Origin of the sequence: Micromonospora sp. NPDC048170 (genome assembly GCF_040652795.1) — a bacterium.
Lineage (GTDB): Bacteria > Actinomycetota > Actinomycetes > Mycobacteriales > Micromonosporaceae > Micromonospora.
In genome coordinates, this window is record NZ_JBEZMR010000015.1 from 1 (window position 1) to 25,513 (window position 25,513).

The window sequence follows — 25,513 nt, forward strand, 5'->3', positions numbered from 1 at the left end:
TGGGCACGAGGTCTCCGGTATGAAGTTCTTGCTTGGTCGCAGAACCAGATACCGGAGACCTCTTCAGTTATCGATCACCGCCACGCCGCAACTTCACGGACACAGCCCGACTTACGAAACACGCCTTAGGGCGCTCCCTGGCCGCGCTTCGCCGGTCGTACAGCCACCTGTACAGCCAAGGCGAACCACTGACGCCGACGTCGGCCGACAACTACGGACGGGATGACCAGGGGCACAGGCACCGGACTAGCCATCCACGATCCTCTTCTAATCCCAAGGCCGTCGCCTGGTGGTCGGCGGTCCGCATCGAGTCCGCAAGAGGTCGGCGGACAGCGGGGGAGTGGTGTGAGATGTCGAGAGGCATTTCCGCTGCTAGACGCCCAGGTGCCCAGGTCGACGGCGCGGGCAACTTGATCTGGCGCTCCTGCTTCGTGCCGACTCTGACGACCTGGGCCGACCAGGGTCGTGCCGAGGGTTGGTTGTGCCGTGAACGCCGTGCCGGGCTGACGTCGCCGTTCTGCCGGGAGCAAACCCGCTTGTCTTGTTGCGGCGCGCTGCGGAGGATCGGTGGATGGATCTCCTCACCGCGGAACGGCAACTCCAAGCCGCCCAGCGCGCCGCCGACGTCGAGTCCCTCGACGCGCTACTGCACCCACAGGTCGTGGGTGCCGGACCGGACGGCACGGTCTTTACGAAGGAAGACGACTTGGAGAGCTACCGCTCCGGTGCACTGCGAATCACCGGCCTGGTGGAGGAGTCGCTCGACGTCCAGGAAGACGGTCAGACTGGCGTAACTCGCATGGTCGCTGCGGTGGATGCCGTTCAGGGCGGTGCCGCTATGTCCGCGCGGTTGCGCTACACCCGACTTTGGGTGCGTGAGGACGGCAACTGGCGGGTGTTGGCCGCCACCTTCGTCCCGGTCTAGTGAGCTGCTTCCATAGCGGTCATGCGCAACCTCAAGCGCTCAAACTGGCCGCAGCCCGCGAGAGCAACCAGGGCCCCGGCAAAGTCGTGGGGTCTCCGGCTCGGGGTGGTTGGTGGAGAGATGCCCGGACCACCCAGCGTGTGGGACGGCCACGACCAGAAGCGCCATCTCCGACGCCACGACTGGCCGCACGGAAGATCTTGGTACGGAAATGCCCCTCCAGGGGCCGATTCGTACCAAGATCTTCCACTATCCTAAGGGGCGGAACAGAGTTCCCGGAAGATGGGCGAACGTCAGGCGGGGTGAAGGTTCAGGGACGACCAGCGCGGCGGGGTGGGGAGGGGCTTCCGTGGGCGGGAGCGGTTGGCTGGCTGGTTACGCGGTGACCGCCGCTGTCGGCGCGTACGCGTTATCGATGTACGCGGTACCGAACACTCCGCGACTTTGCCGGGGCCCTGCGAGAGCAACCGCTTCGCCGACCGCCGCATCGTCGGCCTAGAAGCCAGCATCGCCAAACCACAGTCGTGACAGGGAAATGAGGTCGGCGAGCACCGCGCCAAGGACAAGCCACAGATGCCGAGCGGAGGTTGTTAGTCTCCAGACGTGTCGATCGTCGTTCTCGCCGCCACGTCTGACTTGCCATGACGCCGAACCTGCGTCGCTCCGTCCGTGCGATCGTGCTCGACGAAGACGACCGCATCCTGCTGTGCCGATTCGTCTTCCCGCACCCGGTGGTGCCTGGTGAGGCGAAGGGCGTATGGGCGGCACCAGGCGGCGGCATCGAGCCCGGCGAGGACCCGTTGACGGCCTTGCGCCGCGAACTTCGCGAGGAAACAGGTCTGACGATCACCATCGACCCACCGCACGTCTGGCATCAGAAGGTTCTCGCCACCGACCACGCGCCGGGATTCGACGGTATCACCAATGACTACTTCCTCATCCGCACGAGCCACTTCCAGCCCCGCGGCGAGCTGACCGACGACCAACTCGCCGCCGAGAACCTGTCCGAGTTCCGCTGGTGGCATCTCGCGGAGATCGTCAGCTATGCCGGCCCTGAGCTGTTTTCGCCCCGCGACCTCGCCACACCGTTGACGGCGCTTCTCACCACAGACACGCCAACCCAGCCGATCCACCTCGGCCTCTAGTAAGCTGCGGCAGCGACCGCCCCTGCCCATCATGAACCTTTCTCAACCTGGCGAGTGGCCGGAGGCTCCAGCGCCGTTGACCGGCGCCGGTCCGTACGGCCCTGGCCACGTTGGAAAGGTTCAGTTGGTGCCTAACGTGAGTCAGGCGCGTCGCCAGCAGATGCGGCAGGCCGCCTTGCCGCGGTCTTGTGCGGCGGCGGCGCTGACGGTCTCGACCTCGTTGACGGCGCGACCGTTCTTCTCCGCCTGTCGCACGCCCTGGCGGTAGCCGGGACAGTCGGTATCCCGATGGAAGGTCCGCCCTCCGGTGGTGACTACGCCGACCGTCCCACCCGACGGCCACCGATTCTCAAGTTGTACCGGCACGGCTTGGGCATCCTTCTTGCCCTTGTGTTTCCTGCTCATGCCGTTGCGTCGATCGTGCAAAGACCCATGGGTCGATTCTTGCGACCGATGGAGGCGGCGTCGACCCTTGGCTGGACGTCGGCAAGCGCCGCCTCCGTGGACGGAGGCGGCGTGATGACGATCAGCGGCTGAGCGTCGCGCCCCTGACGCCTTGGACAAAGGTGACCCAGGCCGCCGGGGTGAAGGTCAACATCGGGCCGGTCGGGTCCTTGCTGTCGCGCAGCCCGACGACGCCGGGGAGGTTGTCAGCGACCTCGACGCACTCGCCGCCGTTGTTGCTGCGGGTCGATTTGCGCCAGATCGCACCGGTCAGGTCAGGCACGGGAGTACTCCTCTGCGACTTGCTGGATGAAGCTCTTCGAGCGGGACTCGTTGAGAGCGCGGCTTGTCATGTCAGCCCAGATGGCGTTGTAGGTGGCTGTCTCGTGTGGCTTGTCGAGATAGATCGCGCCAGTCGCCGCTTCCAGGTATGTCACCGGCGGCTCCACCTCCTTGCCATTGCTGTCTCGCGGGAACTCAAGGATCGAGAAGGCTCCGGCCATCGCTCCAGCGTGCAGTCCGGCAGAAAAAGTCAGCACCTGGACGGTTACGTTCGGTAGCTCTGCGGCCTTCAGGATCTGATGGAGTTGCTCCGCCATGATCTTGGCGGTACCGACTGGGCGGCGCAACACGGCCTCATTGATTATTACGCTGAGTTGTGGAGCGGCGAAACGGGTTAGCAACGCCTGTCGTTCCACCCGAAGCTGGATGGCGCGTTGGCGCTCCTCTGTGTCTGCCGCGTCGATCGCGCCGCTGGGCATCTCGAAGAGCCGCTCGGTGTAGGCGCGAGTCTGAAGCAAACCGGGGACCAGCTCAGCCTGATATTGGCGGATGCTTGATGCCGCTGCCTCAAGTCCAATGTAGAGCTGGAACCAGCGTGGCAGGCCCGAGCCGACGTAGTCGTGCCACCAGTTCTTGTTCTCGCGAGTCGCGGCGGCCATCGCGAGGACCAGTTCGGAGTCCTCGTCCGAGGCACCGTAGAGGCTCAGCATCTCCCGGACGTCTGCCGCGCGGAAGCGGACGTTCTCAGCGCCATTCTCGATCCGGTACAGGGTCGCCCGTGCTCGGTCGAGCTGTTCCGCTGCCTGCTCCATCGTGAGGCCGCTGGCCTTGCGGAGCGCTTCGAGCTTCCGGCCGAGCTGACGCCGAAGCATGGTCGATCCCGTTACGGCCTGTGACACTCCGCGCCTCCGTGGTCAGGTAGCGGTCGACGTGCATCCGCCCAATTAAACGCCAGCGATGTATCAGAAACAATAGACACGTCACGCAGTGTTCGATCTGCCAGCCTATGGCCTTCTGGAGCGCCGATTGTTAGACGTTGCATTTGATGTGGGGCGGTGCTTGACTGCGTCTGCGGCCACTGTGGAGTTCGTACTGCTCAGGGGCTATGTCGGGCCTCGCTGTCGTACTGCCGATGAGGGCTGCGGTGGTGGGTGCCGGGGTGGGTCCGCCGGTGCGGGGTGGGCCGGTGGGCCTGCCCCTTCCACAGGTCGATCTCGACGGTGAGAGGCAGGTTCTGTCATGCGCGTCTTCCTGCGGCGTGTCCGGCGTCGCCAGCGGTCGGCCAGTGGGCCGACCTGTTACCGCTCGGCGGCCTACCATCCGCTGCGGCCGTGGCAGGTGCGGGAGCGGCGGTTCCGGCCGACGCCGCTCGGCCGGCGCGGGCTCGACCCGCGGGAGGTGCGGGAGTTTCTCGACCAGGTCGCCGGTGACCTGGCCACCGTCTACGACGCGCTGGCGCAGAGCCGGCGGGAGACCGACCGGATCAAGGATGCGCTGCGTCGTTGGCAGTCGGAGCAGGCCCGCGCCCGCAACGAGCGGCAGCGTGACCGGTGAGCGAGCGTTGGGTCGTCCACCTGCCGGTGGTGGCCGGCGACCTGCTCGCCGCGCAGCGGCTCGCCCGGGTGGTGGCGCACTGGACGCACGTCCTGCCGCAGACCGACCCGGCGGGCACCACCGTGTCGGCCGAGGACGACCAGAACGTACGCCACTGGGTCTTCTGCGACCGACGCATGTCCAGCGGCCTGCGGTGCCTGCTCTGGCCGGACCACGACGGCGAGTGCTCACGGCGACCGAGGTGGCGGTGAAACGTGAAGTCGTCGCCATGCCGACAGTTGACGGGACAGTGAGTGGGTCTCGCGTCGGGGATAGTGGCGGGGTGGCGAGGTTGACCGTGGAGAGCGACGACCCGTACCTCTGGCTGGAAGATCTTGATAGTGCGGACGCCGCCCGGTGGGTGCGGGACCGCAACGCGGAGACCGTGGCCGCCCTGACCGGAGGCGACGCGTTCGCCGCCCTGCGGGCCGACATCCGGCGGGTGCTCGACGCGGAGGACCGCATTCCCTACCCCGGTTGGCGTGGGGACCACCTCTACTACAACTTCTGGACCGACGCGGCGCACCCGCGTGGGGTCTGGCGGCGGACGACCCTCGACCAGTATCGCCGGCCCGAGCCGGAGTGGGACGTGCTGCTCGACCTGGACGCGCTGGCCGCCGAGGAGGGCGAGAACTGGGTCTGGAGCGGGGTGACGGTGCTGCGGCCCGGTCACGGGCGCGGCCTGGTCAGCCTGTCGCGGGGCGGTGGCGACGCGGTCGTGGTGCGGGAGTTCGACCTGGGTCGCCGCGTCTTCGTCGAGGACGGGTTCACCCTCGCCGAGGCGAAGAGTGACGTCGGCTGGATCGACGCCGACCACATCTACGTCGCCACCGACTTCGGGCCCGGCTCGCTGACCTCCTCCGGCTATCCACGGACGGTCAGGCGGTGGCGGCGGGGCACGCCGCTGGCCGGGGCCGACGTCGTCCACGAGGGGCACGTCGACGATGTCGCTGTGTGGGCGTCGCACGACCCGACGCCCGGGTTCGAGCGCGACTTCGTGGGCCGGCGGCTGGACTTCTTCCGCAGGGAGAGCCATCTGCTGACCGGGGCGGGCGAACGGATCCGGATCGCCGTGCCGGAGGACGCCGTGTGGGACGTACACCGGGAGTGGCTGCTGGTCCGGCTGCGTTCGCCGTGGTCGGTCGGCGGGGTGACTCATCCGGCGGGCGCACTGCTGGCGGCCCGGTTCGACGCGTTCCTCGCGGGCGAGCGGGAGATGACGGTGCTCTTCCGGCCCGACGACCGCACGGCGTTCAGCGGCCACTTCTGGACCCGCCACCATCTGATCCTGGCCACCCTCGTCGACGTGAGAAGCCGGCTGGAGGTGCTGACGCCAGACGGGGAGGGCTGGCGGCGGGAGCCGCTGCCCGGGGTGCCGGAGTTCGACCACAGCGACGTCGTGGACACCGACCCCGACAACGACGACGCCTACCTGCTCGCGTCGGAGGGGTTCCTCCAGCCGGCGACGCTGCGGCTCGGGCAGGTCGGCGGCGCAGTCGAGACGCTCAAGCGGGCGCCGGCGTCCTTCGACGTGGACGGCCTTGCGGTACGCCAGTTCTTCGCCACCTCGGCCGACGGCACGCGGGTGCCGTACTTCGTGGTGGGGGACCCACACGCCCCCGGCGGGCCGACGCTGCTCACCGCGTACGGCGGGTACGAGATCTCCCTGACCCCGCAGCACAACGGGGTCATCGGCCAGGGATGGCTGGCCCGGGGCGGCACCTACGTGGTGGCGAACATCCGGGGCGGCGGCGAGTACGGCCCCGCGTGGCACCGGGCCGCGCTGCGGGAGAACCGACCCCGGGCGTACGAGGACTTCGCGGCGGTGGCTGCCGACCTGGTGACGCGCGGAATCACCACGCCGGAGCGGCTCGGCATCGAGGGTGGCAGCAACGGTGGGCTGCTGATGGGCGTGATGCTGACCCGCTACCCGACGCTCTTCGGGGCGGTCGTCGCGCGCGTGCCGGTGCTGGACATGCGGCGGTACCACCGGTTGCTGGCCGGCGCCTCGTGGATGGCCGAGTACGGCGACCCGGACGTGGCGGCCGACTGGGCCTTCCTGCGCGGCTACTCGCCGTACCACAACGTCAGTGCCGGCCAGGCGTACCCGCCGGTCCTGCTCGTCACCTCGACCCGCGACGACCGGGTGCATCCCGGGCACGCCCGCAAGATGGCGGCCCGGCTGCGTGAGCACGGCCACGAGGTGTCCTACTACGAGAACGTCGAAGGCGGGCACGGCGCGGCGGCGAACAACGAGCAGCGTGCCTTCGTCTGGGCGCTGGCGCTGGAGTTCCTGTGGCGGAAGCTGACCGGGCAGGCTCACGCCCTGCCGCGCCAGGTCTCCACGGCCGGGGCGAACTGGTCCGATCGCTCGCCGGATTCCTCGCGGCCGCATTGACGACCGGCTGACGGACATATATTCATGTGTTCATCGTCGTCAATCTCTTGGCTGCTGCCACGAGCGGTGGCCGGGGGACGCAGAGGAGTCCACGTGAACCCACGCCCGTTCCGCCGCGCCGCCGTGTCGCTGGGCATCGCGGTCGCCACCCTGACCGCGGCGGTCGCCACCCCGGCGTACGCCCGGCCCGACCACGTCGCATCGGCGGCCGTCGCCGCCAGCCCGGTGTTCGCCATCGTCGACGGCGTGGCCCGCCAGGTGGCGGTCGCCGACCGGTCCGCTTTGGGCCGCCTGGGCGTCTCCGCCGCCAAGGGCCCGGTCGACCTGCTCGCCGCCGGCGTCGACGGCCGGCTCGCCGGCGACCTCCGCGCCGCCAACCAGCGGCTGCTGATCGCCAAGGGCCTGCCGGGCCACACCGGCTCGCTGTTGCGGCTGCGGCTGGCCCATCCGGACATGCGGGCGGCACTGGCTCGCGGTGAGTCGCCGTTGGTGGCCGCCGCACCGACCGACGACTCGGCCACGAGCGTGAACGCGTACGACCGCTTCGGCCGCACGGTGGTGCTGGACGCCGCCCGGGTGCCGCAACGGCCGGTGCTGGTGGTGGACGTGGACACCGAGCGGGCGCTTTCCGTGGGCCTGACGCTGATGCGGGAGGAGTTGGGTGCGCGGGGCATCGACCGGGCGGCTTCGGCGCGGCCCGCGTCCCGTGCCTCCGCCGCCGGGGTGACCGCCTCGGCCGGCTACTGGGCCACCAAGGTCGACGCCGTCCGGCTCGACGACGACAAGGAGCCCTGGATCAAGGGTGCCGCCGAGATCTACAACCTCGTGGCCGGGTTCGGGCTGGACGGCAAGGTCAAGGTCGACCTGGTGCAGATGCCGTACCTGGACCACGCCGGCACCACGTACTACCCGAACCAGCTTCTGGTGCACTTCTCGTCGTACAAGTACAACCTGGCCGACGTGGTCATGATGGAGGACGACGGCGACACCAACTACTCGGCGCTGGTCAAGGCGATCGCCGGCGCCCTGCTGGTGATCGTGGACGGTGGCGCGTACACCCCGCTGGTCAACGCGATCCTGGACGCCCTGCCCGCCTCCTGGTACACCGACGACCCGGACTTCGTGGACGCCTGGTACACGCTGAGCACCGCCAGCAGTGGCCGCAAGTACGGTGCGGGTGCCAACGGCTGGATGGACGTCAGCCGGTACTGGGTCGAGCAGCTCTGACCTGCTGTGGTGGCACCTCGGCGGGCGACCCGGCCTCCCCGGGTGGCCCGCCGGTCTGCGTTCAGGCCGTCGGGGCCGGGGCGGGCAGTTCGTCCACCACGACCACCTCGGTGCCGGGGCGGACCTCGGCCAGCAGCTTCCGCTGCCCGCTCTTCGTGAGCCGGATGCAGCCGTTGGTGGTCTTCTGACCCAGTTCGCCGTCGTGGTACCAGCTGTGTATGCCGATGTGCGCGCCGCGCAGACTCGCCGGCACCGCCTCCGGGTCGTCGGGCACCGAGCCGAGGGCGAAGATGTCGACGCCCCCGTACACGCTCTGCGGCGGCAGGGTGCGGCCGAGGACGAAGGTCCTGCCCAGCGGGGTTTCCTGGCCGCGCTGGCCGAGGCTGATCTGCCAGCTGTCGACGGCCCGGCCGGCGCGGTACCAGGTGAGCCGGTGCGGTTTGCGCTCCACCACGATCTGGTCGGGCAGCGCCACGGTGGTGTGGCCGCCGGGCGGCAGCCAGGCGAGCGTGCGGTTGGCCGACGGGAGCAGCACCGCCGTCCAGCCGGACCGCCGCTGGGCGATCGGCATGGTCAGCTCGACGCCGCTGATGGTGGGGTCGAGGAAGGCCAGCGGCTGGCCGCCGGGGGCGGTGTATGCGGCGATCCGGCGGGTCGGGTGCAGACCCTCGGTCAGCGGCGTGGTGTCCAGGGTGTCCGGGTCCGCCGGGAAGCCGGTGGGTGCCGGGCCGTAGTCGACCACCGGCAGGTCGTCCGGCGCGGGCGTGGCGACGGGCACCCGCTCCGGCGTCGGGGCCGCGCGGGTGGGCGCGGGCGGCCCGACGACGGGCGGCGCCGTGGGCTCGGCCCCGGAGGTCAGCGCCCAACCCGTGGCTCCGGCGGCCAGCAGGAGCAGGGGTACGCAGACGGCGGCGGACAGCATGCGGACACGCCGCCGGCTCATTCGGTCAAAGCGCACAAAAGGACTGTAACGGGTTAAGAGTGTCGGGGGCGCGTACCGGCTGGAATGTCGGTCGGTACGCGCCCCCGCGACGGTGGGGAGTCCCGGCCGGCGTCGTGCAGGGCCACAGTCAGCCGGGCCTGGAGGCCGATGTGCTGTCGCCGTCAGCCCAGCCGGGCGCCCACGTGGATGGCGATCGCGTCGTGGGCGGGCACGTTCGCGGCGAACCAGCCGTTGCCGTCCACGGTGATCACCGGCCCGCTGCACGTGCCGTTGGCAAAGGTGCCGTGGATGACGTCGCAGTACCGGCCCGCCGGCAGACCCGTCTGGTACGACCGGCCGGTGACCGCGGAGTCCTCGTCGTTGATCGTGACGTAGCCCTTGCCGGCCCGGCCGAAGGCGATGTGGTTGTTGCCGTTGTCGTACCAGTTGACGACGCCGGCGCCCTCGGTGGCGTTGCGGAAGCCGACCATGTTGGCGATCACCGGCCAGCGGTGCTCGCACTCCCAGCCGGAGTAGCAGGCGACGTCGAGGGTCTTCCCGGAGCCGTCCGAGGGCGGGCCCTGGTCGCGTTGGCTGAACGTGTAGCTCGACATGACGGTCGGGGAGCCGTACGGCCAGGCGAGCATGAACGCGTTGGCCAGCGCGTAGATGCCCCGGTCGCGGTAGGTCAGCACCCCGCCGACGTCACGCTGGGTGTCGTGGTTGTCCACGAAGACGGCCGCGGAGGCGCTGGGCAGGTGCCCCCAGCCCTCGCCGAAGTTGCGCAGGTAGGCGAGCTTCTCGGAGCGGAAGACCCGGGCCAGGTCCTTGCCGTAGCGGAACTCGTGCACGTCGCCGTTGCCGGTGTACTCGCCCGGCTGGATCGGCTCGCCGGCACCGTGGATCACCTCCTGCACCATGTACGCCGAACGGGAGAGCTTGGCCTTGATGGCGGCGATGTCGGCGGCCGGCATGTGCTTGCTGGCGTCCATCCGGAAGCCGTCGACGCCCAGCGAGAGCAGGTCGTTGAGGTAGCCGGCGAGCCTCGTCCGGACGTACTCCGACTCGGTCTTCAGGTCGGAGAGGTTGACCAGCTCGCAGTTCTGCACCTCCCACCGGTCGTTGTAGTTGACGATGTCGTCGCCGCCGTTGCGACCGCAGTGGTGGAAGTCCTGCGTCTGGTAGATCCCCGGGTAGTCGTAGTGCCCGTACGGCGAGCCGGCCCACCCGGTGCCACCGTTGTCCTGCCCGGACATGTGGTTGACCACCGCGTCGACGATCACCTTCACCCCGGCGGCGTGACAGGCGTCCACCATCGACCTGAACTGGGCGCGGGTGCCCTTGCGGGACTCGATCCGGTAGCTGACCGGCTGGTACGCCAGCCACCACTGCGAGCCGCGGACGTGTTCCTGGGGCGGCGAGACCTGCACCCAGCCGTAACCCTTGGGGCCGAGGGTGGTCCGGCACTCGGCGGCCACCGACGGCCAGTTCCACTCGAAGAGGTTGGCGATGACCTTCTTGCCGCCGGCCGGGGCCGCGGCCGCCGGTGGCGCCGCCGTGGCGGCGGGGACGATCAGGCCCGCGATCACGCCGAGGGCGACGATCGCCGACAGGCGTCGACGTATCTGCATCGGAGGACTCCTGACGGGGGTGGGGAAGCGCGGTGGGAGGCCGGGGTCCGACATGCCGAGATCTTGCAGTCTGGCGTGAAAATTTTCGAAAGGTTACAAGCGCATTGCGACGACTGTCAATGCGTGGGCATCTGTGGATGCCTCTGGTGGCGCGCGGAAACTGGCCGCGTTTCAGAAGTGACCGTGCTGAAGGCCGGGAGGCCCCTTGCTGCGGGAGTCGCTCAGTCGGTCACGATCTGAGCCGCACGGGGCAGCAGGCGGCGAAGCGGTCGTACCCGGTGAACACCAGCGCCAGACCGGTGGTGTCCGACGCCCAGCCGTAGTCCTGCCGCCGCCGACAAGGCTCTCCCCGCAATAGCCCCACCCCCGCGCCCTGCATCCCGCCCTCGCCCCTGGACCTTCCCCGTGATCTTGCACTTTGTGCCCCGACAAAAGCGGCATTACGCGTATTTCGAGGGCCGAAAGTGCAAGATCGCCGGGGTGGGGTGGGGTGGGGTGGGGTGGGGCGGGGAGGGGGTGGGGTTAGTGGGGGGTTAGTGGGGGGTTAGGTGGTCGGTGCCCAGGCGGGGTTGGAGGACCTCGGGGATCAGCACTGAGCCGTCGGGCTGCTGGAACTGCTCCAGGATGGCGGGGAAGAGCCGGCTGGTGGCCAGTGCCGACCCGTTCAGGGTGTGCACGAAGCGGGTCTGCTTGCCGCCCGGCTCGCGGTAGCGGATGGCCGCCCGGCGGGCCTGGTAGTCGCCGGCCCAGGAGACCGACGACACCTCCTTGTACTTGCCGGTGCTCGGCATCCACACCTCGATGTCGAGGGTCTTCTTCATCGACGCGCTGGCGTCGCCGGCCGAGAGCAGGGTGCGCTGGTAGTGCAGGCCCAGCTTCTCGACCAGGCTCTCCGCGTGCAGGAGCATCTCCTCCAGCGCGGCGTCGGCCTGTTCCGGCAGGCAGAACTGGAAGATCTCCACCTTGTTGAACTGGTGACCCCGGACGGTGCCCCGCTCGTCGGAGTGCGACCCGGCCGCCTCCCGCCGGTAGCAGGGGGTGTACGCGAAGGCCTTCAGCGGCAGCTTCGCCGTCTCCAGGATCTCGTCCTGGTACGCCCCGAGGATCGCCGTCTCCGAGGTGGGCAGCAGGAACTGGCCGCGCGGGGCGGACTCCCGGTCCAGGTGGTAGACGTCGTCGTAGAACTTCGGGAACTGCCCGGCGGCGAACCCGGCGGTGTTCAGCAGCAGGTGCGGCGGGAGCAGGAACTCGTATCCGGCCCTGATGTGCTCGTCGACGAAGAAGTTGAGCAGCGCCCACTCCAGCCGCGCGCCCATGCCGGTGTACATCCAGAAGCCGGAACCGCCGAGCTTGACGCCGCGCTCGTGGTCGACCAGGCCCAGCATCCGGCTCAGCTCGACGTGGTCGCGGACCTTCTCGAGGGCGGGCGGCTCGCCGAAGGTCCGGACGACCCGGTTGGCCTCCTTGCCGCCCGGCACGACGTCGTCGGCGGGGAGGTTGGGCAGTTCGCTCATCGCGCCGTGCAGCCGGGACTGCACCTCGTCCAGCTCGGATTCCAGCTCGGCGAGCTGCTTACGGCCCGACTCCGGCGCGGAGACCTCCGGCTCGTTGCCGGCGCGCTTCGCCGCCGCGTATGCGCGCGCCTCGGCCTTGCGGCGCTGCCGCTCGCCGTCGATCGCACTGATGAGGGCGCGGCGTTCCTGGTCGAGCCGCTGGATCTCGTCCAGGGCCCGGGTGACCTCGGCGGGATCCAGTCGCTTCGCCAGCGCGGTCGCCACCGCCTCGCGATCCTTCCGGATCAACTCCATGTCGAGCATGCTGCTCCGTACGCTCCGTCCGGACGTCGGGTGGACCCACCGATGCTACCGTCGCGGCCCACACACGCCCCGGCCCGGTCCGGGAGCCGCCCCGCCCGGAAGGTGTAGGCGTGGGGAGGTCGCAGGCTCAGAGGCGGATCGGCATCAGGATGGAGAAGGCGTCGGCGTCGTCCGGCCGGCGTACCGCCAGGGGCGCGATCGGGCCGTCCAGCTCCAGCAGCAGCTGGCCCCGGCCGGCCGCGTCGAGGGCCTGGAGCAGGTAGCCGCCGTTGACCCCGACCCGGAAGGTGTCCTCGTCCCCGGCCAGCTCGTCCGCCCCGAGCAACCGCACCCCGCCCCGGCCGTCCGGGCCGAGCACCGTCACCGCGAGCGGGGCGCCGTCGTGCCGCCGGGTGACGACGGGGGCGTCGGCGCTGGTCAGGGCTGCCCGCAGGGCGTCGGCGTCGACCGTCAGCCGGTGCGCCGGCCCGTCGTCGGGCGTCGGGCGGAGCAGGCGGCGGTGGTCCGGGAAGTCGTACGGCAGGGCGGCGGTGTCGACCGTACGGCCCGCGACGGAGACCGAGATCGTGCCGGCGGAGACCGTCAGCCGTGCCTCGGGGGCGGACCCCGTGTCGGTGTCGAGCAGGGCCCGCACCTCGTCGACGAAGGCGACCGGGGCGAGCACCCGCACCGCCGGCCCGTCGACCCGGGCGTCCGCCCGCGCGACGGCCAGCCGGTGCCGGTCGGTCGCCACCAGCCGTACGCAGTCGTTGTCGGACTCGAACAGCATGCCGGCCAGCACCGGCAGGTCGGGGTCGGCGCCGACCGCGAAGCGGACCGCGTCCACGGCGGCGGCGAGGTCGATGTGGGACAGGTGGATGCGGGTGGTCATCGGGTGCTCCTCGGGATCGATCAGCGTACGGATCCGGGAGAGCTCGCGGCGGGCATCGGCGAGGCCGTCCTCCAGCCGGCGCAGGTGCGCGTCGAGCAGGCGGTGCACCTGCGCGGGCTCGCAGCGCAGCGCGGCGGCGATCTCGGCCACCGGCATGCCGACCCGGCGCAGCCCGGCCACCAGCCGGGCGGGCGCCACCTGGTCGCCGGTGTACCAGCGGTAGCCGGTCGCCGGATCGACCAGGGCCGGCGTCAGCACCCCGGCCGAGTCGTAGAACCGCAGGGCGCTCACCGTCAGCCCGCTGGCCCGGGCCAGCTCGCCGATGCTGCGCAGGTCGCTCTCCACGACGGTGATCCTGTCGTCTCAACCTGGTCGAGGGTCAACCCCGCCGGCCGCGGGACTGGCCAGACGGCTGGGTCGGTGGTCGGCGCGGGACCGGCCGGGTCCGGTGGTCAGTGCGGGGTGTCCAGCACCCGGAAGGTCATCCCGGCCCGTTCCAGCCGCCCCAGCAGGGCGTCGCCCATCGCCGTCACGGGGGTGACCTGGCCCGCGGTGGCCGGCAGGTCGTCGGTGGCCAGGCAGAGCGCGGACTCGGCGAGCATCTTCGCCGTCTCGTCGTAGCCGGGGTCGCCGCCGGCCACCTCGGTCAGCACCCGCCGGCCGCCGCCCGCGCCGACGAACCGGACCCGGAACCAGGACTTCGCCCGTTGCTGCGGCGTCGGCCCCTGCCCGGAGGCGAGCCGGCCGAGCAGCCAGCGCCGGGTCGGCGGCAGCTTCACCAGGGCCAGCAGGCCGCCCAGCCCGACCGCGCCCGCCAGCACGGTGGGCAGCCGCCGCACGGCGGCGAAGTGCCGGTAGCGGAAGTCCGGCCCGTACTCGGGGCGGGCGGCGGCCGAGCGGCGGACCACCTGCGGGTCGATGGTCGGCAGCGGCACCATCCACATGCCCAGCTCCTTCGAGCGGGCGACCCGGCCGGGCACCGCGCGTACCCGCCGCCCGGTCGGTCGCGGCTCGACCTGCCGTCGCTCGCGCGCCGCCCGGGAGGCCTGGGCCGTGCGGGAGAAGGCGGTCAGCGCCGAGTGGTACGTGCCGGCGGAGATCCGCCCGCCCGCCCGGACGAAGCCGTCGACGGCGATCGGCGCGTCGTCGGGAAGGTGCCTGAGCGTGAACCAGACGCCCAGGTCGTGCGGGATCGAGTCGAACCCGCAGGCGTGCACCAGCCGCGCCCCGGTGCGCTCCGCCTCGGCGTGGTGTCGCACGTACATCAGGTCGACGAACTCGGGTTCGCCGGTGATGTCCAGGTAGTCGGTGCCGGCGCGGGCGCAGGCGGCGACCAGCGGCTCACCGTGGTGGACGTACGGGCCGACGGTGGTGGCCACCACCCGGGCGCTTCCGGCCACCGCCCGCAGCGACTCCGGATCCGTGACGTCGGCGGTGAGCAGGGGCAGCCCGGCCAGCGTCGGGTCGATCGCGGCCAGCCGGTCCCGTACGGCGGCCAGCCTGCCGGGGTTGCGTCCGGCGAGCGCCCAGCGCAGCCCGGGCGGGGCGTTGCGGGCCAGGTACTCGGCGGTCAGCCCTCCGGTGAAGCCGGTGGCCCCGAACAGGACGACGTCGTACGCCCGCTGCTCACGCATCCGCCGAGTCTGCCACCCGCCCCGGTGGGTCGCAGCGTTCCGCCTCAGCCGCCGGCCGGCGGGAGGTCGGGGCTGAGCACGGCGCGGACACAGCCGTCGGCCCGGTTCCGGAACAGCGCGTACCCCTCGGCGCCCCGCTCCAGCGGCAGCCGGTGGGTGGCCAGGTGCTCGGTACGCAGCTCGTCGCGGGCCATCCGCTCCAGCAGCATCGGGATGTAGCGCTGCCCGTGCTGCCGCGCGCCCCGCACCGTCAGCCCCTTGTGGGACACCGCCCCGAGCGGGAACGTGTCGACGAAGCCGTCGAAGTCGCCGAGCAGGAAGACCGAGCCGCCCTTGCGGCAGGCGTGCACCGCCTCGCGAACGGCGGCCGGTCGCTCGGCGGCGTTGGTGAACCGGGCGGCCAGCGACCGGGGGCCGTGCCCGTTCCAGGCCGCACCGACGGCCTCGACGCACACGTCCGGGCCCCGCCCGCCCGTGCGTTCGCGCAGCTCGGCGGGGACGTCGGCGAGCCGGTGGTCGATCGTCTCCGCGTCGGCGTGCCGTTCGGCCATCCGCAGCCGGTCGTCCTCGGCGTCGATGACGATCACCCGTTCCGCGCCGAGCAGCCGCGCGGCCCGCGCGGTGAGCTGCCCGACCGCGCCCGCACCCCAGACCGCCACCACGTCGCCGGGACGCACCTGCCCGAGGTCCGCGCCCATCCAGCCGGCCGGCGCGGCGTCCGAGGCGAACAGCGCCCGGTCGTCGCTGACCGGTTCCGGCACGGTGAACGCGCCGACGTCCGCGTACGGCACCCGGACGTACTCCGCGTGGCTGCCGGCGAAGCCCCCCAACGCCCGGGGCTGCCCGAACGCGCCCCCGGTGGGGTGGCCCCAGACCGCCTCGGCGACCGCCGGGTCGGCGCTGCCGTTGTCGCAGCAGGAGTACAGCTCGCGCCGGCAGTACCAGCAGTTGCCGCAGGCCACCGAGGAGCAGACCACGACCCGGTCGCCGACCCGGTGCCGGCGCACCTCCGGCCCGACGTCGACCACCTCCCCGAGGAACTCGTGCCCGAGCACGTCCCCGACGGCGAGGAAGGGCACCCGCCCGGCCAGCAGCGGCAGGTCTCCACCGCAGGTGGCGCTCTGCCGGACCCGGACGACGACGTCGTGGCCGTTGCGCAGCTCCGGGTCGGGCACCTGCCGTACCGCCAGCTCGCCGGCGCCCACCCAGCACAGCGCCCTCATCGTGGCGGTCCCGCCGGACGGTCGGCCGGCGAGCGGTCCGCGCGGAGCACCTCGCCGGTCTCGGCGAGCTGCTTGACCTCCCGCAGCGCCCGGCGGACCAGCAGGCCGGGCTCGTCGCCGAGCAGGTGGGCGGCGAGCCCGGCGGGGGCCGCCGCGCCGGGCCGCAGCCGGGCGGCCAGCTCCGTGCCCCGGCAGCCGGGGGCCGGCCGCAGCTCGACCTGCACCGCGCCGCCGAGCCGACGCAGGGGCTCCGGCCAGCGCCCGCCGGGCAGCACCTCGCCGGGCGCGCGGTCGATGGTCACCACCTGCCAGCGTCCGGGCCGTGGATCGGCGCCGGCCGCGCGGGGCCAGGGCGCCCTCCGCCGTCGTACGGCCAGCGCCCGGCCCACCGCCGTGAGGGCGAGCACCGCGCCGGCCGTCCCCGCGACGCGTCCCATCCGTCCCCGGCGTCCCCGCCCGTCCACCTCGGCCCGCCTCCCGTCCCGCCCGACGCCGTACGCGCACCGGTGTGCGCGGCCCGGTCACCCGCGTACGACGAGGGTCGCCCGGGGCGGGGTGAAGCCGGCTCCCCCCGAAGGGGTGAACGGGCCGGGTCCGGGTAACCGCCGCCCGCAGGGCCTGGGGGAGTGGACGCGTCCGTGGGGGTGGGGCCGGATGCCGGAGGACGTACGGGACACGGGAGTCGTCGCGGTCGCGCGTGGGCCGGCCGGTGCGCCGCTGCTGGCGTCCCGGCTGAGCCCGGTGCCGCCGCCGGAGCCGCTGATCCTGCGGCCCCGGCTGCTGCGGGCGCTGGACGAGGGGACCGCCGGGCCGGTCACGCTGGTCCGTGCGCCGGCGGGGTGGGGCAAGACCACGCTGCTCGCCTCCTGGTTCCGGGCCGCCGGTGAGGCCGGCGTGCACCGGGGCCGGGTGGGGGAGGGGCCGGTGACCGCCGCTGCCGAGGGCCCCCGGGACGACGGGCCGGCCGGGGCCGCCCCGGGCGACTTCGGCGCGGCGGCGGGCGTACCGGCGGAACCGGACGGGCCACGGGTGGCCTGGGTCTCCGTGGAGGCCGGCGACGACGGGGACCGGCTCTGGTCCTACCTCGCGGCGGCGCTGCGCGCGGTCGCGGACCCCGCCGGGGGCGTGCCGGGGCCGCCCGTGCCCGACCGGCCGCCCCGCCCCGACCAGCTGGAGGTGCTGGCCGCGGCCCTCGCCGCCCGGGAACGGCCGGTGCTGCTGGTCGTGGACGACCTGCACCGGATCACCGATCCGGCGGCGCTGACCGGCCTGGAGTTCCTGCTCCGCCACGCCGAGCAGCGGCTGCGGCTGGTGGTCGGCGCCCGTGCCGGGATGCCGCTGGCCGTGCACCGGCTGCGGCTGGCCGGGGAACTGACCGAGATCGGCCCCGACGAGTTGGCGTTCAGCGGCGACGAGGTCGCCGACCTGCTGGCCGCGCACGGGGTGGCGCTGCCGGCGGCCGGGGTGCGCGGGCTGCGGGAACGTACCGGCGGCTGGCCGGCGGCCCTCCGGTTCGCCGCGCTGGCGCTGCGCGGGCAGTCGGACCCGGCCCGCTGGGTCGAGCAGTTCGGCGGCGACCAGCAGGACATGGCCGGCTACCTGCGGGAGGAGGTGCTCGCCGGGCTGGACCCGGACGCGCGGGACGTGCTGCGCCGCTCCGCCGTCGCCGACGCGGTCTGCGCCGGCCTGGTCGACGCGCTGACCGGCCGGGCCGATGCCGAGCAGGCGCTGGCCGGCCTGGCCGGTGACGGCGGGCTGCTGCGCCGCGACGACAGCCGCCCACCCTGGTACCGCTGCCACCCGCTGCTGGCCGACCTGCTGCACGCCGAGCTGGGCCGGCTGCCCGCCGCCGAGCTGGACGACCTGCACCTGCGCGCGGCCGGCTGGTACGCCGACAACGGGCGGCCCGCCGAGGGGCTGCGGCACGCGCTGGCCGGCGGCGACCACGACGGCGCCACGGCGATCTTCGTGGCGCGCTGGCCGGAACTGGTGCCGTACGACCGGGAGGCACCCGCCGTCCGCCCGCCCGCGCCTCCGCCGCCGGAGGCCGTGGCGCGCGACCCGGAGCTGGGGTTGGCCTGCGCCGCCGAGCGGGCCCGGGCGGGCGACGCCACCGCCGCCGCCGGCCACCTGCACGCCGCCGTCGAGGCCGGCCGGACGCTGCCCGCGCCCCGCCGCGACCGGTTCCGGCGGCTGGCCACCGCACTGGAGCTCACCCTGGCCCGGCTGGCCGGCGACCCCGAGGCGGTACGCGCCGCCGCGTCCCGGCTGCTCGCCACGCGAGGCAACCCGCCGCTGCCGGCCGACCCGCAGGACGCCTCGCCCGTGCCGGCTGAACCGCGGGATGCCATGGCCGTGCCGGCGAATCGGCGGGGCGTCCCGCCCATGCCGGCTGATCCCCCGGGCGTCGGGCCCGTGTCGGGCGATCCGCGAGGTGTCGCCGCCGAGGACGCCGACGTGCGGGCGGTGGCCGGCACCGCGCTGGGACTGGTCGACCTGGCGGACGGGGACCTGCCCGCCGCCGGGCTCGCCTTCGCCCGGTCGCTGTCGGCGGCCCGGGAGGCCGGACGGCCACGTACGGAGCTGGTCTGTGCCAGCCGGGCGGCCCTGCTGCACGCCGTGCGGGGCGAGCTGCGGGCCGCCGAGACCCTCGCCCGGGACGCCCTCGCCATGCCGTCCTGCCAGGGCTGGTCCTGCCGGGAGGACTGCGCCCACGCGTACCTGGCGTTGGCCCTGGTCGCACTGCATCGGGACCAGCCCGAGGAGGCGGAGGCGAACCTGGCACTGGCCACGCCGGCGACCGGGGGGCCTGTGGTGGGGGCGGTCGCGGCGCTGTGCCGGGCGTACCTGCTGCGGGACGCCGGTGACCTGCCGGAGGGGCACCGGGTGCTGGCCGAGGCGCGGGAGCGGCTGCCCGAGGGCCCCCGGGCCGGCGAGCTGGCGCACTGGCTGCTGGCCGTCGAGGCGGACGTGCGCGGGGCACGGGGCGACGTGGGCACCGCCAGGGACCTGCTCGCCGAGCGGGTACGTGACGGCGCCGACCCGTCGCTGGCCGTCGCGCTGGCCCGGGTGGAGCTGCGTGCCGGCGACCCGCGCGCCGCCGGGTACGCGCTGCCGGACTGGGAGTCGCCGGAGGCGGCCGGGTGGCCGCTGCCCGTACGGCTGGAGGCCGCGGTGCTGGACGCGGTGCTGGCCCGGCACGCGGGCGACGACCGGCGGGCCGGACGGGTCCTGGAACGGGCCCTCGACCTGGCCGGGCCGGAGGGTTTCCGGCGGGCCTTCACCCGCGCCGAGCCCGGGGTCCGGGACCTGCTCGCCGCCCACCTGGACGCGGGCACCGCCCACTGGCCGACGGTCAGCGACCTGGTACGCGGAACCGACGCGCCGACCGAGCGGCCACCGGCGGAGCGGGGGGCGGCGGCGCTGGACGAGCCGCTGACCGAGCGGGAGCTGACCATCCTGCGCTACCTGCAGAGCATCCTGTCCAACGTGGAGATCGCGGCCGAGCTGTCCCTGTCGGTCAACACGGTCAAGACCCACGTGCGCAACATCTACCGCAAGCTCGCCGCCACCCGCCGCCGCGAAGCCGTCCGCCGAGCCCGCGACCTGCATCTCATCTGAGCTGTCAGGGGGTGGCGGCGTCTACCGCCGTCAGGAGGTCCGCCACGTCGTGGTCCCCGTCGTGGCGGACGCCGTTGACGAACAGGGTCGGGGTGGCGTCGACGCCGCTGCGGATGCCGCCCACGAAGTCCCGCCGCACCCGGTCGCCGTACGCCTGCCGCGCCACCTCGGCGGCGACCTCCTCGGCGGGCAGGCCGAGCTGCTCGATGCCGAGTGAGAGGTGCACGGGATCGAGCTGGTCCTGGTGCTCGTAGAGCCAGTCGTGCATCGCCCAGAACTCCCCGCGCCGGCCGGCCGCCTCGGTCGCCTCGGCGGCGTGCTCCGCGTACGGGTGCATGTTGGTGATCGGGAAGTGCCGGTACACCAGCCGGACCGTGTCGGCCCGCTGCCGCAGCAGTTCCCGCAGGTTCGCGTACGTGGCCCCGCAGAACCGGCACTGGAAGTCGGCGTACTCGACGATCGTCACCGGCGCGTCCACCGGCCCGCGGACGTGGTCGTGCTCGGTCACCGGGGTCCGCAGGCGGGCGGTGACCTGGAGTGGGGTGGTCATCGGGTGCTCACCTCAGTCATGCGTCCCAGCCTTCCCCGCGGCGGGGTGAGGGCGGCTCACCCCGCCCGGGTGGTCCCGTGCCCGGCTCAGCCCAGCACCGGGGCGACCGCGATGTGGTTCTGCACCTCGCGGATGCCCGGCGCGCACCAGACGGTCCGTTCCACCTCGGCCCGCTCCGGCATCGAGTGGACCAGCCCGCCGAGCAGCACCGTGTCGCCGTGCACCCGGACGATGATCCGCTCCGCCGCGGTGGCCCGGTTGCGGGCCAGCGCGTCGACGATCCGGTCCGCCAGGGCGCGCCCGTCCGGCCGGACGTCGGGGCGGACGGTGATGCCGTTGCTGATCCCGCGTACGCCGGTCAGCCGGCCCACGGAGCGTTCGGCGGCGCGGCGCTGGTACTCCCAGTCGACCTCGCCGTGCAGGGTGACCCAGCCGTTCGAGACGGTCACGTCGAGCTGCTCCAGCGGGACGAACGCGTCCCACTCCAGCGCGTGGCCGGCTGCGGCGGCGATGTCCGGGTCGGCGCGTTCGGCGCCGGTGCCGAGCCGTACCGCCAGGTCGTTGGCGACCGCCCGGACGCGCGCCACCCGGTGTGCCGCCCGTTCGGCGGCCCACTTCTTGGCGTAGCTGTCCACCCGGCCGGTCAGCGTGACCACGCCCTCGGCGACGGTCACGCCGATCTCGTGGGGCCGTACCCGGGGTTCCCAGGTCAGCTCGTCGAGGACGGCCGACTGGATGTCCTGGTCGGTACGGCTGATCGTCGCGATGGCCATCTGTCACTCCTCACGGGATAGCTGTCCTGGGCGCACGGATCCGCCGGGACCGATCCTGGCGCGGGTGGGGGTGAGGGGCCCTCACCCGTTCCGAATGACGACTGGGAGCGCTTCCATGAAGGGCTGTGGATCGGTTAGGGTGAGCCCGTTCCTCGGGTGCGGGAGCCGTCGCGCCGATGCCCGGAGCCAGGGCAGCTCCGGCGCGAATCCGCACGTCCCCGTTGCCGGGCGTGGCCGTCACCACGTCCGCTCCCGGCGTTCCCACCCGGAAGGAACCGCAGATGCGGAGAAGTTACGTCGGCGCGGTCGTGTCCGCGCTGGTCGTCGCCGCGACCCTCGTGGCGGCACCGTTCACCGCCGCCGGCGCACCCACCGCCGCCGCAGCCGAGCCGTACACCTGGAAGAACGTCCGGATCGACGGCGGCGGCTTCGTCCCCGGCATCGTCTTCAACCCCACCGAGAAGAACCTGATCTACGCCCGCACGGACATCGGTGGCCTGTACCGGTGGGAGCAGGCCGGGCAGTCCTGGACGCCGCTGCTGGACTGGGTCGGCGCCGACAAGTGGGGTTGGAACGGCGTGGTCAGCGTCGCGACGGACCCGGTGCAGACCAACCGGGTGTACGCGGCCGTCGGCATGTACACCAACGACTGGGACCCGAACAACGGCGCCATCCTGCGCTCGGCCGACAAGGGCGCCACCTGGCAGGCCACCGAGCTGCCCTTCAAGAACGGCGGGAACATGCCCGGCCGGGGCATGGGCGAGCGGCTGGCCGTCGACCCCAACCGGAACAGCATCCTCTACTACGGCGCCGAAGGCGGCAACGGCCTGTGGCGCAGCACCGACTTCGGGGCGACCTGGGCCAGGGTGGCCAACTTCCCCAACGTCGGCAACTACCGGGCCGACCCCGGCGACCCGAACGGCTACAACGGCCAGAACCAGGGCCTGACCTGGGTCAGCTTCGACAAGAGCACGGGTACGGCCGGCACCGCCACGCAGACCGTCTACGTCGGTGTGGCCGACAAGGAGAACCCGGTCTACCGCAGCACGAACGGCGGCGCCACCTGGGAGCGGATCGCCGGGCAGCCGACCGGCTACCTCGCGCACAAGGGCGTCGTCGACCCCGTCGGCGGCTTCCTCTACATCGCCACCAGCGACACCGGCGGCCCGTACGACGGCGGCAAGGGCGACGTCTGGAAGTTCGACCGGGCCACCGGCGCGTGGACGCGGATCAGCCCGATTCCGTCCACCAGCGCCGACGCCTACTTCGGCTACAGCGGCCTCACCATCGACCGGCAGCGGCCGAACACCCTCATGGTCGCCACGCAGATCTCCTGGTGGCCGGACGCGATCTTCTGGCGTAGCACCGACGGGGGCGCCACCTGGACCCGGATCTGGGAGTTCGACAGCTACCCGAACAGGACCAAGCGCTACACGATGGACGTCAGTTCGGTGCCGTGGCTGACCTTCGGCAGCAACCCCGCCCCGCCGGAGGAGACCCCGAAGCTCGGCTGGATGAACGAGTCGGTCGAGATCGACCCGCACGACAGCGACCGCTTCATGTATGGCACCGGCGCGACCATCTACGGCAGCACCGACCTCACCAGGTGGGACACCGGCGGCCAGTTCACCATCAAGCCGATGGTGAAGGGCCTGGAGGAGACCGCCGTGCTCGACCTGGTCAGCCCGCCGTCCGGAGCGCCGCTCGTCAGCGCGCTCGGCGACATCGGCGGCTTCCGGCACACCGACCTGGACGCCGTGCCCCCGATGCTGTTCACCCAGCCCACCTTCACCAGCACCACCAGCCTGGACTACGCCGAGACGAAGCCGGCCGTGATGGTGCGGGCCGGAAACTTCGCCGACGCGGACCGGCCGAACGACAGCCACGTCGCGTTCTCCACCGACGGCGGAGCCAACTGGTTCCAGGGCACCGAGCCGTCCGGCATCAACAGCGGCGGCACGGTCGCCGCGGCGGCCGACGGCAGCCGGTTCGTCTGGGCGCCGGGCGACGCCGGCCAGCAGGTGGTGCACTCGGTCGGGTTCGGCAACTCGTGGACCGCGTCGACGGGGATCCCGGCCAACGCGACGATCGAGTCCGACCGGGTCGACCCGAACAAGTTCTACGGCTTCGGCGGCGGCAAGCTCTACGTCAGCACCAACGGCGGGGCGAGCTTCACCGCCTCGGCCGCCGCCGGCCTGCCCACCACCGGCAACGTCAGGTTCAAGGCGGTGCCCGGCCGGGAGGGCGAGCTGTGGCTGGCCGGCGAGGGCGGGCTGTGGCGCTCCACCGACTCGGGGGCCACGTTCACCAGGCTGGGCAGGGTGAGCACCGCCGGCAACGTCGGCTTCGGCAAGGCTGCGCCCGGCCGCACGTACCCGGCGCTGTACCTGTTCGGCACCGTCGACGGCCAGCCCGGCGTGCACCGCTCGGACGACACCGGCGCGACCTGGGTGCGGATCAACGACGACCGGCACCAGTACGGCAACGCGGGGGAGGCACTGACCGGGGACCCCCGGGTCTACGGCCGGGTCTACCTCGGCACCAACGGCCGGGGCATCCTGGTGGCGGACCGGGTCGGTGGTACGCCCGACCCGACACCGACCGGCTCCACCCCAGCGCCGACGAGCCCGCCGCCGACCACTCCGCCCCCCACCACCCCGCCGCCGACGAGCCCGCCGCCGACCACTCCGCCACCCACCGGCGGTTGCACCGCGAACTACCGGGTGACCGGCTCCTGGCAGGGCGGCTTCCAGGGCGAACTGGTGGTCCGCAACGCCGGCAGCTCGGCCATCGCCGGCTGGACGGTGGCGTGGACCTTCCCCGACGGTCAGAGGATCACCCAGTTCTGGGGTGGCACCCACACCCAGACCGGGGCGACCGTCTCCGTCCGCGACGCCGGCTGGAACGGGGCCCTCGGCGCGGGCGCCACCGCCACCGCCGGCTTCCTGGCGAACACGACGGGGGCGAACACCCCGCCGACCACCGTCACCTGCACCACCCGCTGACTGATCTAAGGAAGGGCACCTTCCTATCGCTTCTGCGATAGGAAGGTGCCCTTCCTAATACCCGGGGGCGTGACGTGCGCGGTCCTTGTGGGATCGCTGGTCGGCATCGCACTCCGGTCCGCCGGGGCCGCCTGAGGGGTCCGGCGCCCCGGTGGATCGGGCCCTACCCTCGGGGGAACGCCCGTCTCGAAGGAGGGACCCTCCCGTGAGTCCGATCAGGACGGCCTACCTCACCGCCGCCCGCTCCGCCGTGGACCTGCTCGCCGACCCCGCCGTCGCGGCCCGCTGGGACGAACCGAGCGCACTGCCCGCGTTCGGCGTCGCGGGCCTGGCCGGTCACCTCGCCAGCCAGGTCCTCGGCGCCCCCGCCGTGCTGGCCGCACCCCTGCCCGCCAACGATCCCGTCGACCTGCTCGACCACTACGCGCAGGGCACCTGGCTCGGCGCGCCGGTCGGCGCCACGGTGAACGTCGCCATCCGCCGCGCCGGTGACGGCCTCGCTGCTGAGGGTCCGGCCGCCCTGGTCGAGCGGTGCGTCGCCACACTGCGCGAGCTGACCGGGGCGCTGGCGGCGGAGCCGCCCGAACGGGTGGTCTTCCTGAACCGGGGCCCGTGGTCGCTCACCCTGGACGACTACCTGACCACCCGACTGATGGAACTCGTCGTGCACGCCGACGATCTCGCGGTCAGCGTCGGCGTACCCACCCCGGAGCTGCCGCCCGAGGCGGTCGATCCGGTGCTGACGCTGCTGGCCCGGCTCGCCGTACGCCGGCACGGGCAGCCGGCGGTGCTGCGCGCGCTGAGCCGGGCCGAGCGGGCGCCCGCGAGCGTGGCCGCCCTCTGAGACCAGTTTCGCCGCGCGGCCGGCCACCGTCCGTCGGCGTGGCGGCGGCATCCGCTCCTCTCGAAACGAACGACGTGGCCCCGGCCGACCAAACGAGGGTCGGCCGGGGCCACGTCGCGAGCGTGTGCCGGGCCGGTCAGCCGTCGAGGCCGGCGGGGGAGTTGGGGCGGTCGACGTCGACGAACTCGATGTCGTCCATCGCCCGGTCGCCCCGGCTGCCCGCGGCCCGCGCGGCGGTGCCGGCGGCCCAGCCGATCGCCGCACCGACCAGGGCGGCGCTGATCAGCAGCGTCCAGGGCAGCGCGGGCCGGCGGCCGGCCAGCGAGTCGAAGGCCAGGGTGGCCCGGCGGCGGGCCTCGTCCGCCGCGGAGCCCACCAGGTCGCCGGCCTCGTCGGCGAGGCCGGAACCACCTCGGCGGGCCGACCGGGCGGTGTCGCGGACGCTGTCGCCGGCGGAGCTGACCGCCGAGACCAGGTGCTGCCACGCCTGGTCCGTGATCCGCTCGGGCTTGCTGCGGCGGTCCAGCAGGTTGCTTCCGAACATGGTGGTTACCTCCTCGGGGGCCGAAGCCGGCGGCCACTTCGGACTTCGGCGTCGCACCAGCGTG

At 72.8% G+C, this 25,513-nt stretch carries 22 protein-coding genes; 9 read left to right on the forward strand and 13 right to left on the reverse strand.

Features of this window, described 5'->3' with window-relative positions; translation table 11 throughout:
• Nucleotides 1-571 precede the first annotated feature (571 nt).
• Nucleotides 572-925 (forward strand): nuclear transport factor 2 family protein, encoded by a 354-nt coding sequence (locus AB0D32_RS19510; RefSeq protein WP_357091674.1) that lies wholly within the window; start codon nucleotides 572-574, stop codon nucleotides 923-925.
• Nucleotides 926-1,566: 641 nt separating this feature from the next.
• Nucleotides 1,567-2,070, forward strand: coding sequence for an NUDIX domain-containing protein (locus tag AB0D32_RS19515; RefSeq protein WP_357091677.1), 504 nt, complete (start codon nucleotides 1,567-1,569; stop codon nucleotides 2,068-2,070).
• A gap of 141 nt (nucleotides 2,071-2,211) precedes the next feature.
• On the opposite strand, the gene AB0D32_RS19520 is transcribed toward AB0D32_RS19515, so the two are convergent.
• The 3 genes from AB0D32_RS19520 to AB0D32_RS19530 all read right to left on the reverse strand — a co-directional run bounded on the left by AB0D32_RS19520 (nucleotide 2,212) and on the right by AB0D32_RS19530 (nucleotide 3,668).
• Nucleotides 2,212-2,475 carry a hypothetical protein gene (locus AB0D32_RS19520; protein ID WP_357091680.1) on the reverse strand — a complete coding sequence of 88 codons (264 nt, stop codon included), beginning with the start codon at nucleotides 2,473-2,475 and terminating at the stop codon, nucleotides 2,212-2,214.
• Between the two features lie 121 nt (nucleotides 2,476-2,596).
• Nucleotides 2,597-2,797, reverse strand: coding sequence for a DUF397 domain-containing protein (locus AB0D32_RS19525; protein ID WP_357091683.1), 201 nt, complete (start codon nucleotides 2,795-2,797; stop codon nucleotides 2,597-2,599).
• The gene (locus AB0D32_RS19530; protein WP_357091686.1) at nucleotides 2,790-3,668 is read right to left on the reverse strand and encodes a helix-turn-helix transcriptional regulator; all 879 of its coding nucleotides are present in this window, start codon (nucleotides 3,666-3,668) and stop codon (nucleotides 2,790-2,792) included. The genes AB0D32_RS19525 and AB0D32_RS19530 overlap by 8 nt, the downstream gene beginning before the upstream one ends.
• A gap of 367 nt (nucleotides 3,669-4,035) precedes the next feature.
• Between AB0D32_RS19530 and AB0D32_RS19535 the strand changes: the two genes are divergently transcribed.
• The 4 genes from AB0D32_RS19535 to AB0D32_RS19550 all read left to right on the forward strand — a co-directional run bounded on the left by AB0D32_RS19535 (nucleotide 4,036) and on the right by AB0D32_RS19550 (nucleotide 8,014).
• On the forward strand, nucleotides 4,036-4,350 hold the full coding sequence (locus AB0D32_RS19535; RefSeq protein WP_357091689.1) for a DivIVA domain-containing protein: 315 nt from the start codon (nucleotides 4,036-4,038) through the stop codon (nucleotides 4,348-4,350).
• Nucleotides 4,347-4,601 (forward strand): hypothetical protein, encoded by a 255-nt coding sequence (locus AB0D32_RS19540; protein WP_357091692.1) that lies wholly within the window; start codon nucleotides 4,347-4,349, stop codon nucleotides 4,599-4,601. The genes AB0D32_RS19535 and AB0D32_RS19540 overlap by 4 nt, the downstream gene beginning before the upstream one ends.
• A 71-nt stretch (nucleotides 4,602-4,672) precedes the next feature.
• Entirely contained in the window at nucleotides 4,673-6,787 is a 2,115-nt protein-coding gene (locus tag AB0D32_RS19545) for a prolyl oligopeptidase family serine peptidase (protein WP_357091695.1), read from the forward strand.
• 93 nt (nucleotides 6,788-6,880) lie between these two features.
• Nucleotides 6,881-8,014, forward strand: a complete 1,134-nt coding sequence (locus AB0D32_RS19550; protein ID WP_357091698.1) for a DUF3103 family protein — start codon at nucleotides 6,881-6,883, stop codon at nucleotides 8,012-8,014.
• 61 nt (nucleotides 8,015-8,075) lie between these two features.
• Here AB0D32_RS19550 and AB0D32_RS19555 read toward each other — a convergent pair whose 3' ends face one another.
• The 7 genes from AB0D32_RS19555 to AB0D32_RS19585 all read right to left on the reverse strand — a co-directional run bounded on the left by AB0D32_RS19555 (nucleotide 8,076) and on the right by AB0D32_RS19585 (nucleotide 16,549).
• Nucleotides 8,076-8,972: a L,D-transpeptidase gene (locus tag AB0D32_RS19555; protein ID WP_357091701.1), complete on the reverse strand. Its 897-nt coding sequence runs from the start codon at nucleotides 8,970-8,972 to the stop codon at nucleotides 8,076-8,078.
• 146 nt (nucleotides 8,973-9,118) lie between these two features.
• Entirely contained in the window at nucleotides 9,119-10,567 is a 1,449-nt protein-coding gene (locus tag AB0D32_RS19560; protein WP_357091704.1) for an alpha-amylase family protein, read from the reverse strand.
• A gap of 533 nt (nucleotides 10,568-11,100) precedes the next feature.
• Complete coding sequence (serS, locus tag AB0D32_RS19565) at nucleotides 11,101-12,384, reverse strand: serine--tRNA ligase (RefSeq protein ID WP_357091707.1); 1,284 nt, start codon at nucleotides 12,382-12,384, stop codon at nucleotides 11,101-11,103.
• A gap of 127 nt (nucleotides 12,385-12,511) precedes the next feature.
• Nucleotides 12,512-13,588, reverse strand: coding sequence for a MerR family transcriptional regulator (locus AB0D32_RS19570; protein ID WP_357092048.1), 1,077 nt, complete (start codon nucleotides 13,586-13,588; stop codon nucleotides 12,512-12,514).
• A gap of 119 nt (nucleotides 13,589-13,707) precedes the next feature.
• A complete protein-coding gene (locus AB0D32_RS19575) occupies nucleotides 13,708-14,889 on the reverse strand; it encodes a saccharopine dehydrogenase NADP-binding domain-containing protein (RefSeq protein WP_357091710.1) in 1,182 nt (393 codons plus the stop codon).
• Nucleotides 14,890-14,933: 44 nt separating this feature from the next.
• Nucleotides 14,934-16,112 (reverse strand): zinc-dependent alcohol dehydrogenase, encoded by a 1,179-nt coding sequence (locus AB0D32_RS19580; protein WP_357091714.1) that lies wholly within the window; start codon nucleotides 16,110-16,112, stop codon nucleotides 14,934-14,936.
• Complete coding sequence (locus tag AB0D32_RS19585) at nucleotides 16,109-16,549, reverse strand: hypothetical protein (protein ID WP_357091717.1); 441 nt, start codon at nucleotides 16,547-16,549, stop codon at nucleotides 16,109-16,111. The genes AB0D32_RS19580 and AB0D32_RS19585 overlap by 4 nt, the downstream gene beginning before the upstream one ends.
• Nucleotides 16,550-16,766: 217 nt before the next feature.
• Between AB0D32_RS19585 and AB0D32_RS19590 the strand changes: the two genes are divergently transcribed.
• Nucleotides 16,767-19,733, forward strand: coding sequence for a LuxR C-terminal-related transcriptional regulator (locus AB0D32_RS19590; RefSeq protein WP_357091720.1), 2,967 nt, complete (start codon nucleotides 16,767-16,769; stop codon nucleotides 19,731-19,733).
• A gap of 4 nt (nucleotides 19,734-19,737) precedes the next feature.
• Here AB0D32_RS19590 and AB0D32_RS19595 read toward each other — a convergent pair whose 3' ends face one another.
• Both AB0D32_RS19595 and AB0D32_RS19600 read right to left on the reverse strand, forming a co-directional pair.
• Nucleotides 19,738-20,283: a DsbA family protein gene (locus AB0D32_RS19595; RefSeq protein WP_357091723.1), complete on the reverse strand. Its 546-nt coding sequence runs from the start codon at nucleotides 20,281-20,283 to the stop codon at nucleotides 19,738-19,740.
• 86 nt (nucleotides 20,284-20,369) lie between these two features.
• The gene (locus AB0D32_RS19600) at nucleotides 20,370-21,056 is read right to left on the reverse strand and encodes a BON domain-containing protein (protein WP_357091726.1); all 687 of its coding nucleotides are present in this window, start codon (nucleotides 21,054-21,056) and stop codon (nucleotides 20,370-20,372) included.
• A 281-nt stretch (nucleotides 21,057-21,337) separates the two neighbouring features.
• Here AB0D32_RS19600 and AB0D32_RS19605 point away from each other — a divergent pair, with 281 nt between their 5' ends.
• Both AB0D32_RS19605 and AB0D32_RS19610 read left to right on the forward strand, forming a co-directional pair.
• On the forward strand, nucleotides 21,338-24,061 hold the full coding sequence (locus tag AB0D32_RS19605) for a cellulose binding domain-containing protein (RefSeq protein WP_357091729.1): 2,724 nt from the start codon (nucleotides 21,338-21,340) through the stop codon (nucleotides 24,059-24,061).
• 205 nt (nucleotides 24,062-24,266) lie between these two features.
• Nucleotides 24,267-24,905, forward strand: coding sequence for a maleylpyruvate isomerase N-terminal domain-containing protein (locus tag AB0D32_RS19610; protein WP_357091732.1), 639 nt, complete (start codon nucleotides 24,267-24,269; stop codon nucleotides 24,903-24,905).
• Nucleotides 24,906-25,041: 136 nt separating this feature from the next.
• On the opposite strand, the gene AB0D32_RS19615 is transcribed toward AB0D32_RS19610, so the two are convergent.
• Nucleotides 25,042-25,449, reverse strand: coding sequence for a hypothetical protein (locus AB0D32_RS19615; RefSeq protein WP_357091734.1), 408 nt, complete (start codon nucleotides 25,447-25,449; stop codon nucleotides 25,042-25,044).
• Nucleotides 25,450-25,513: the final 64 nt, after the last annotated feature.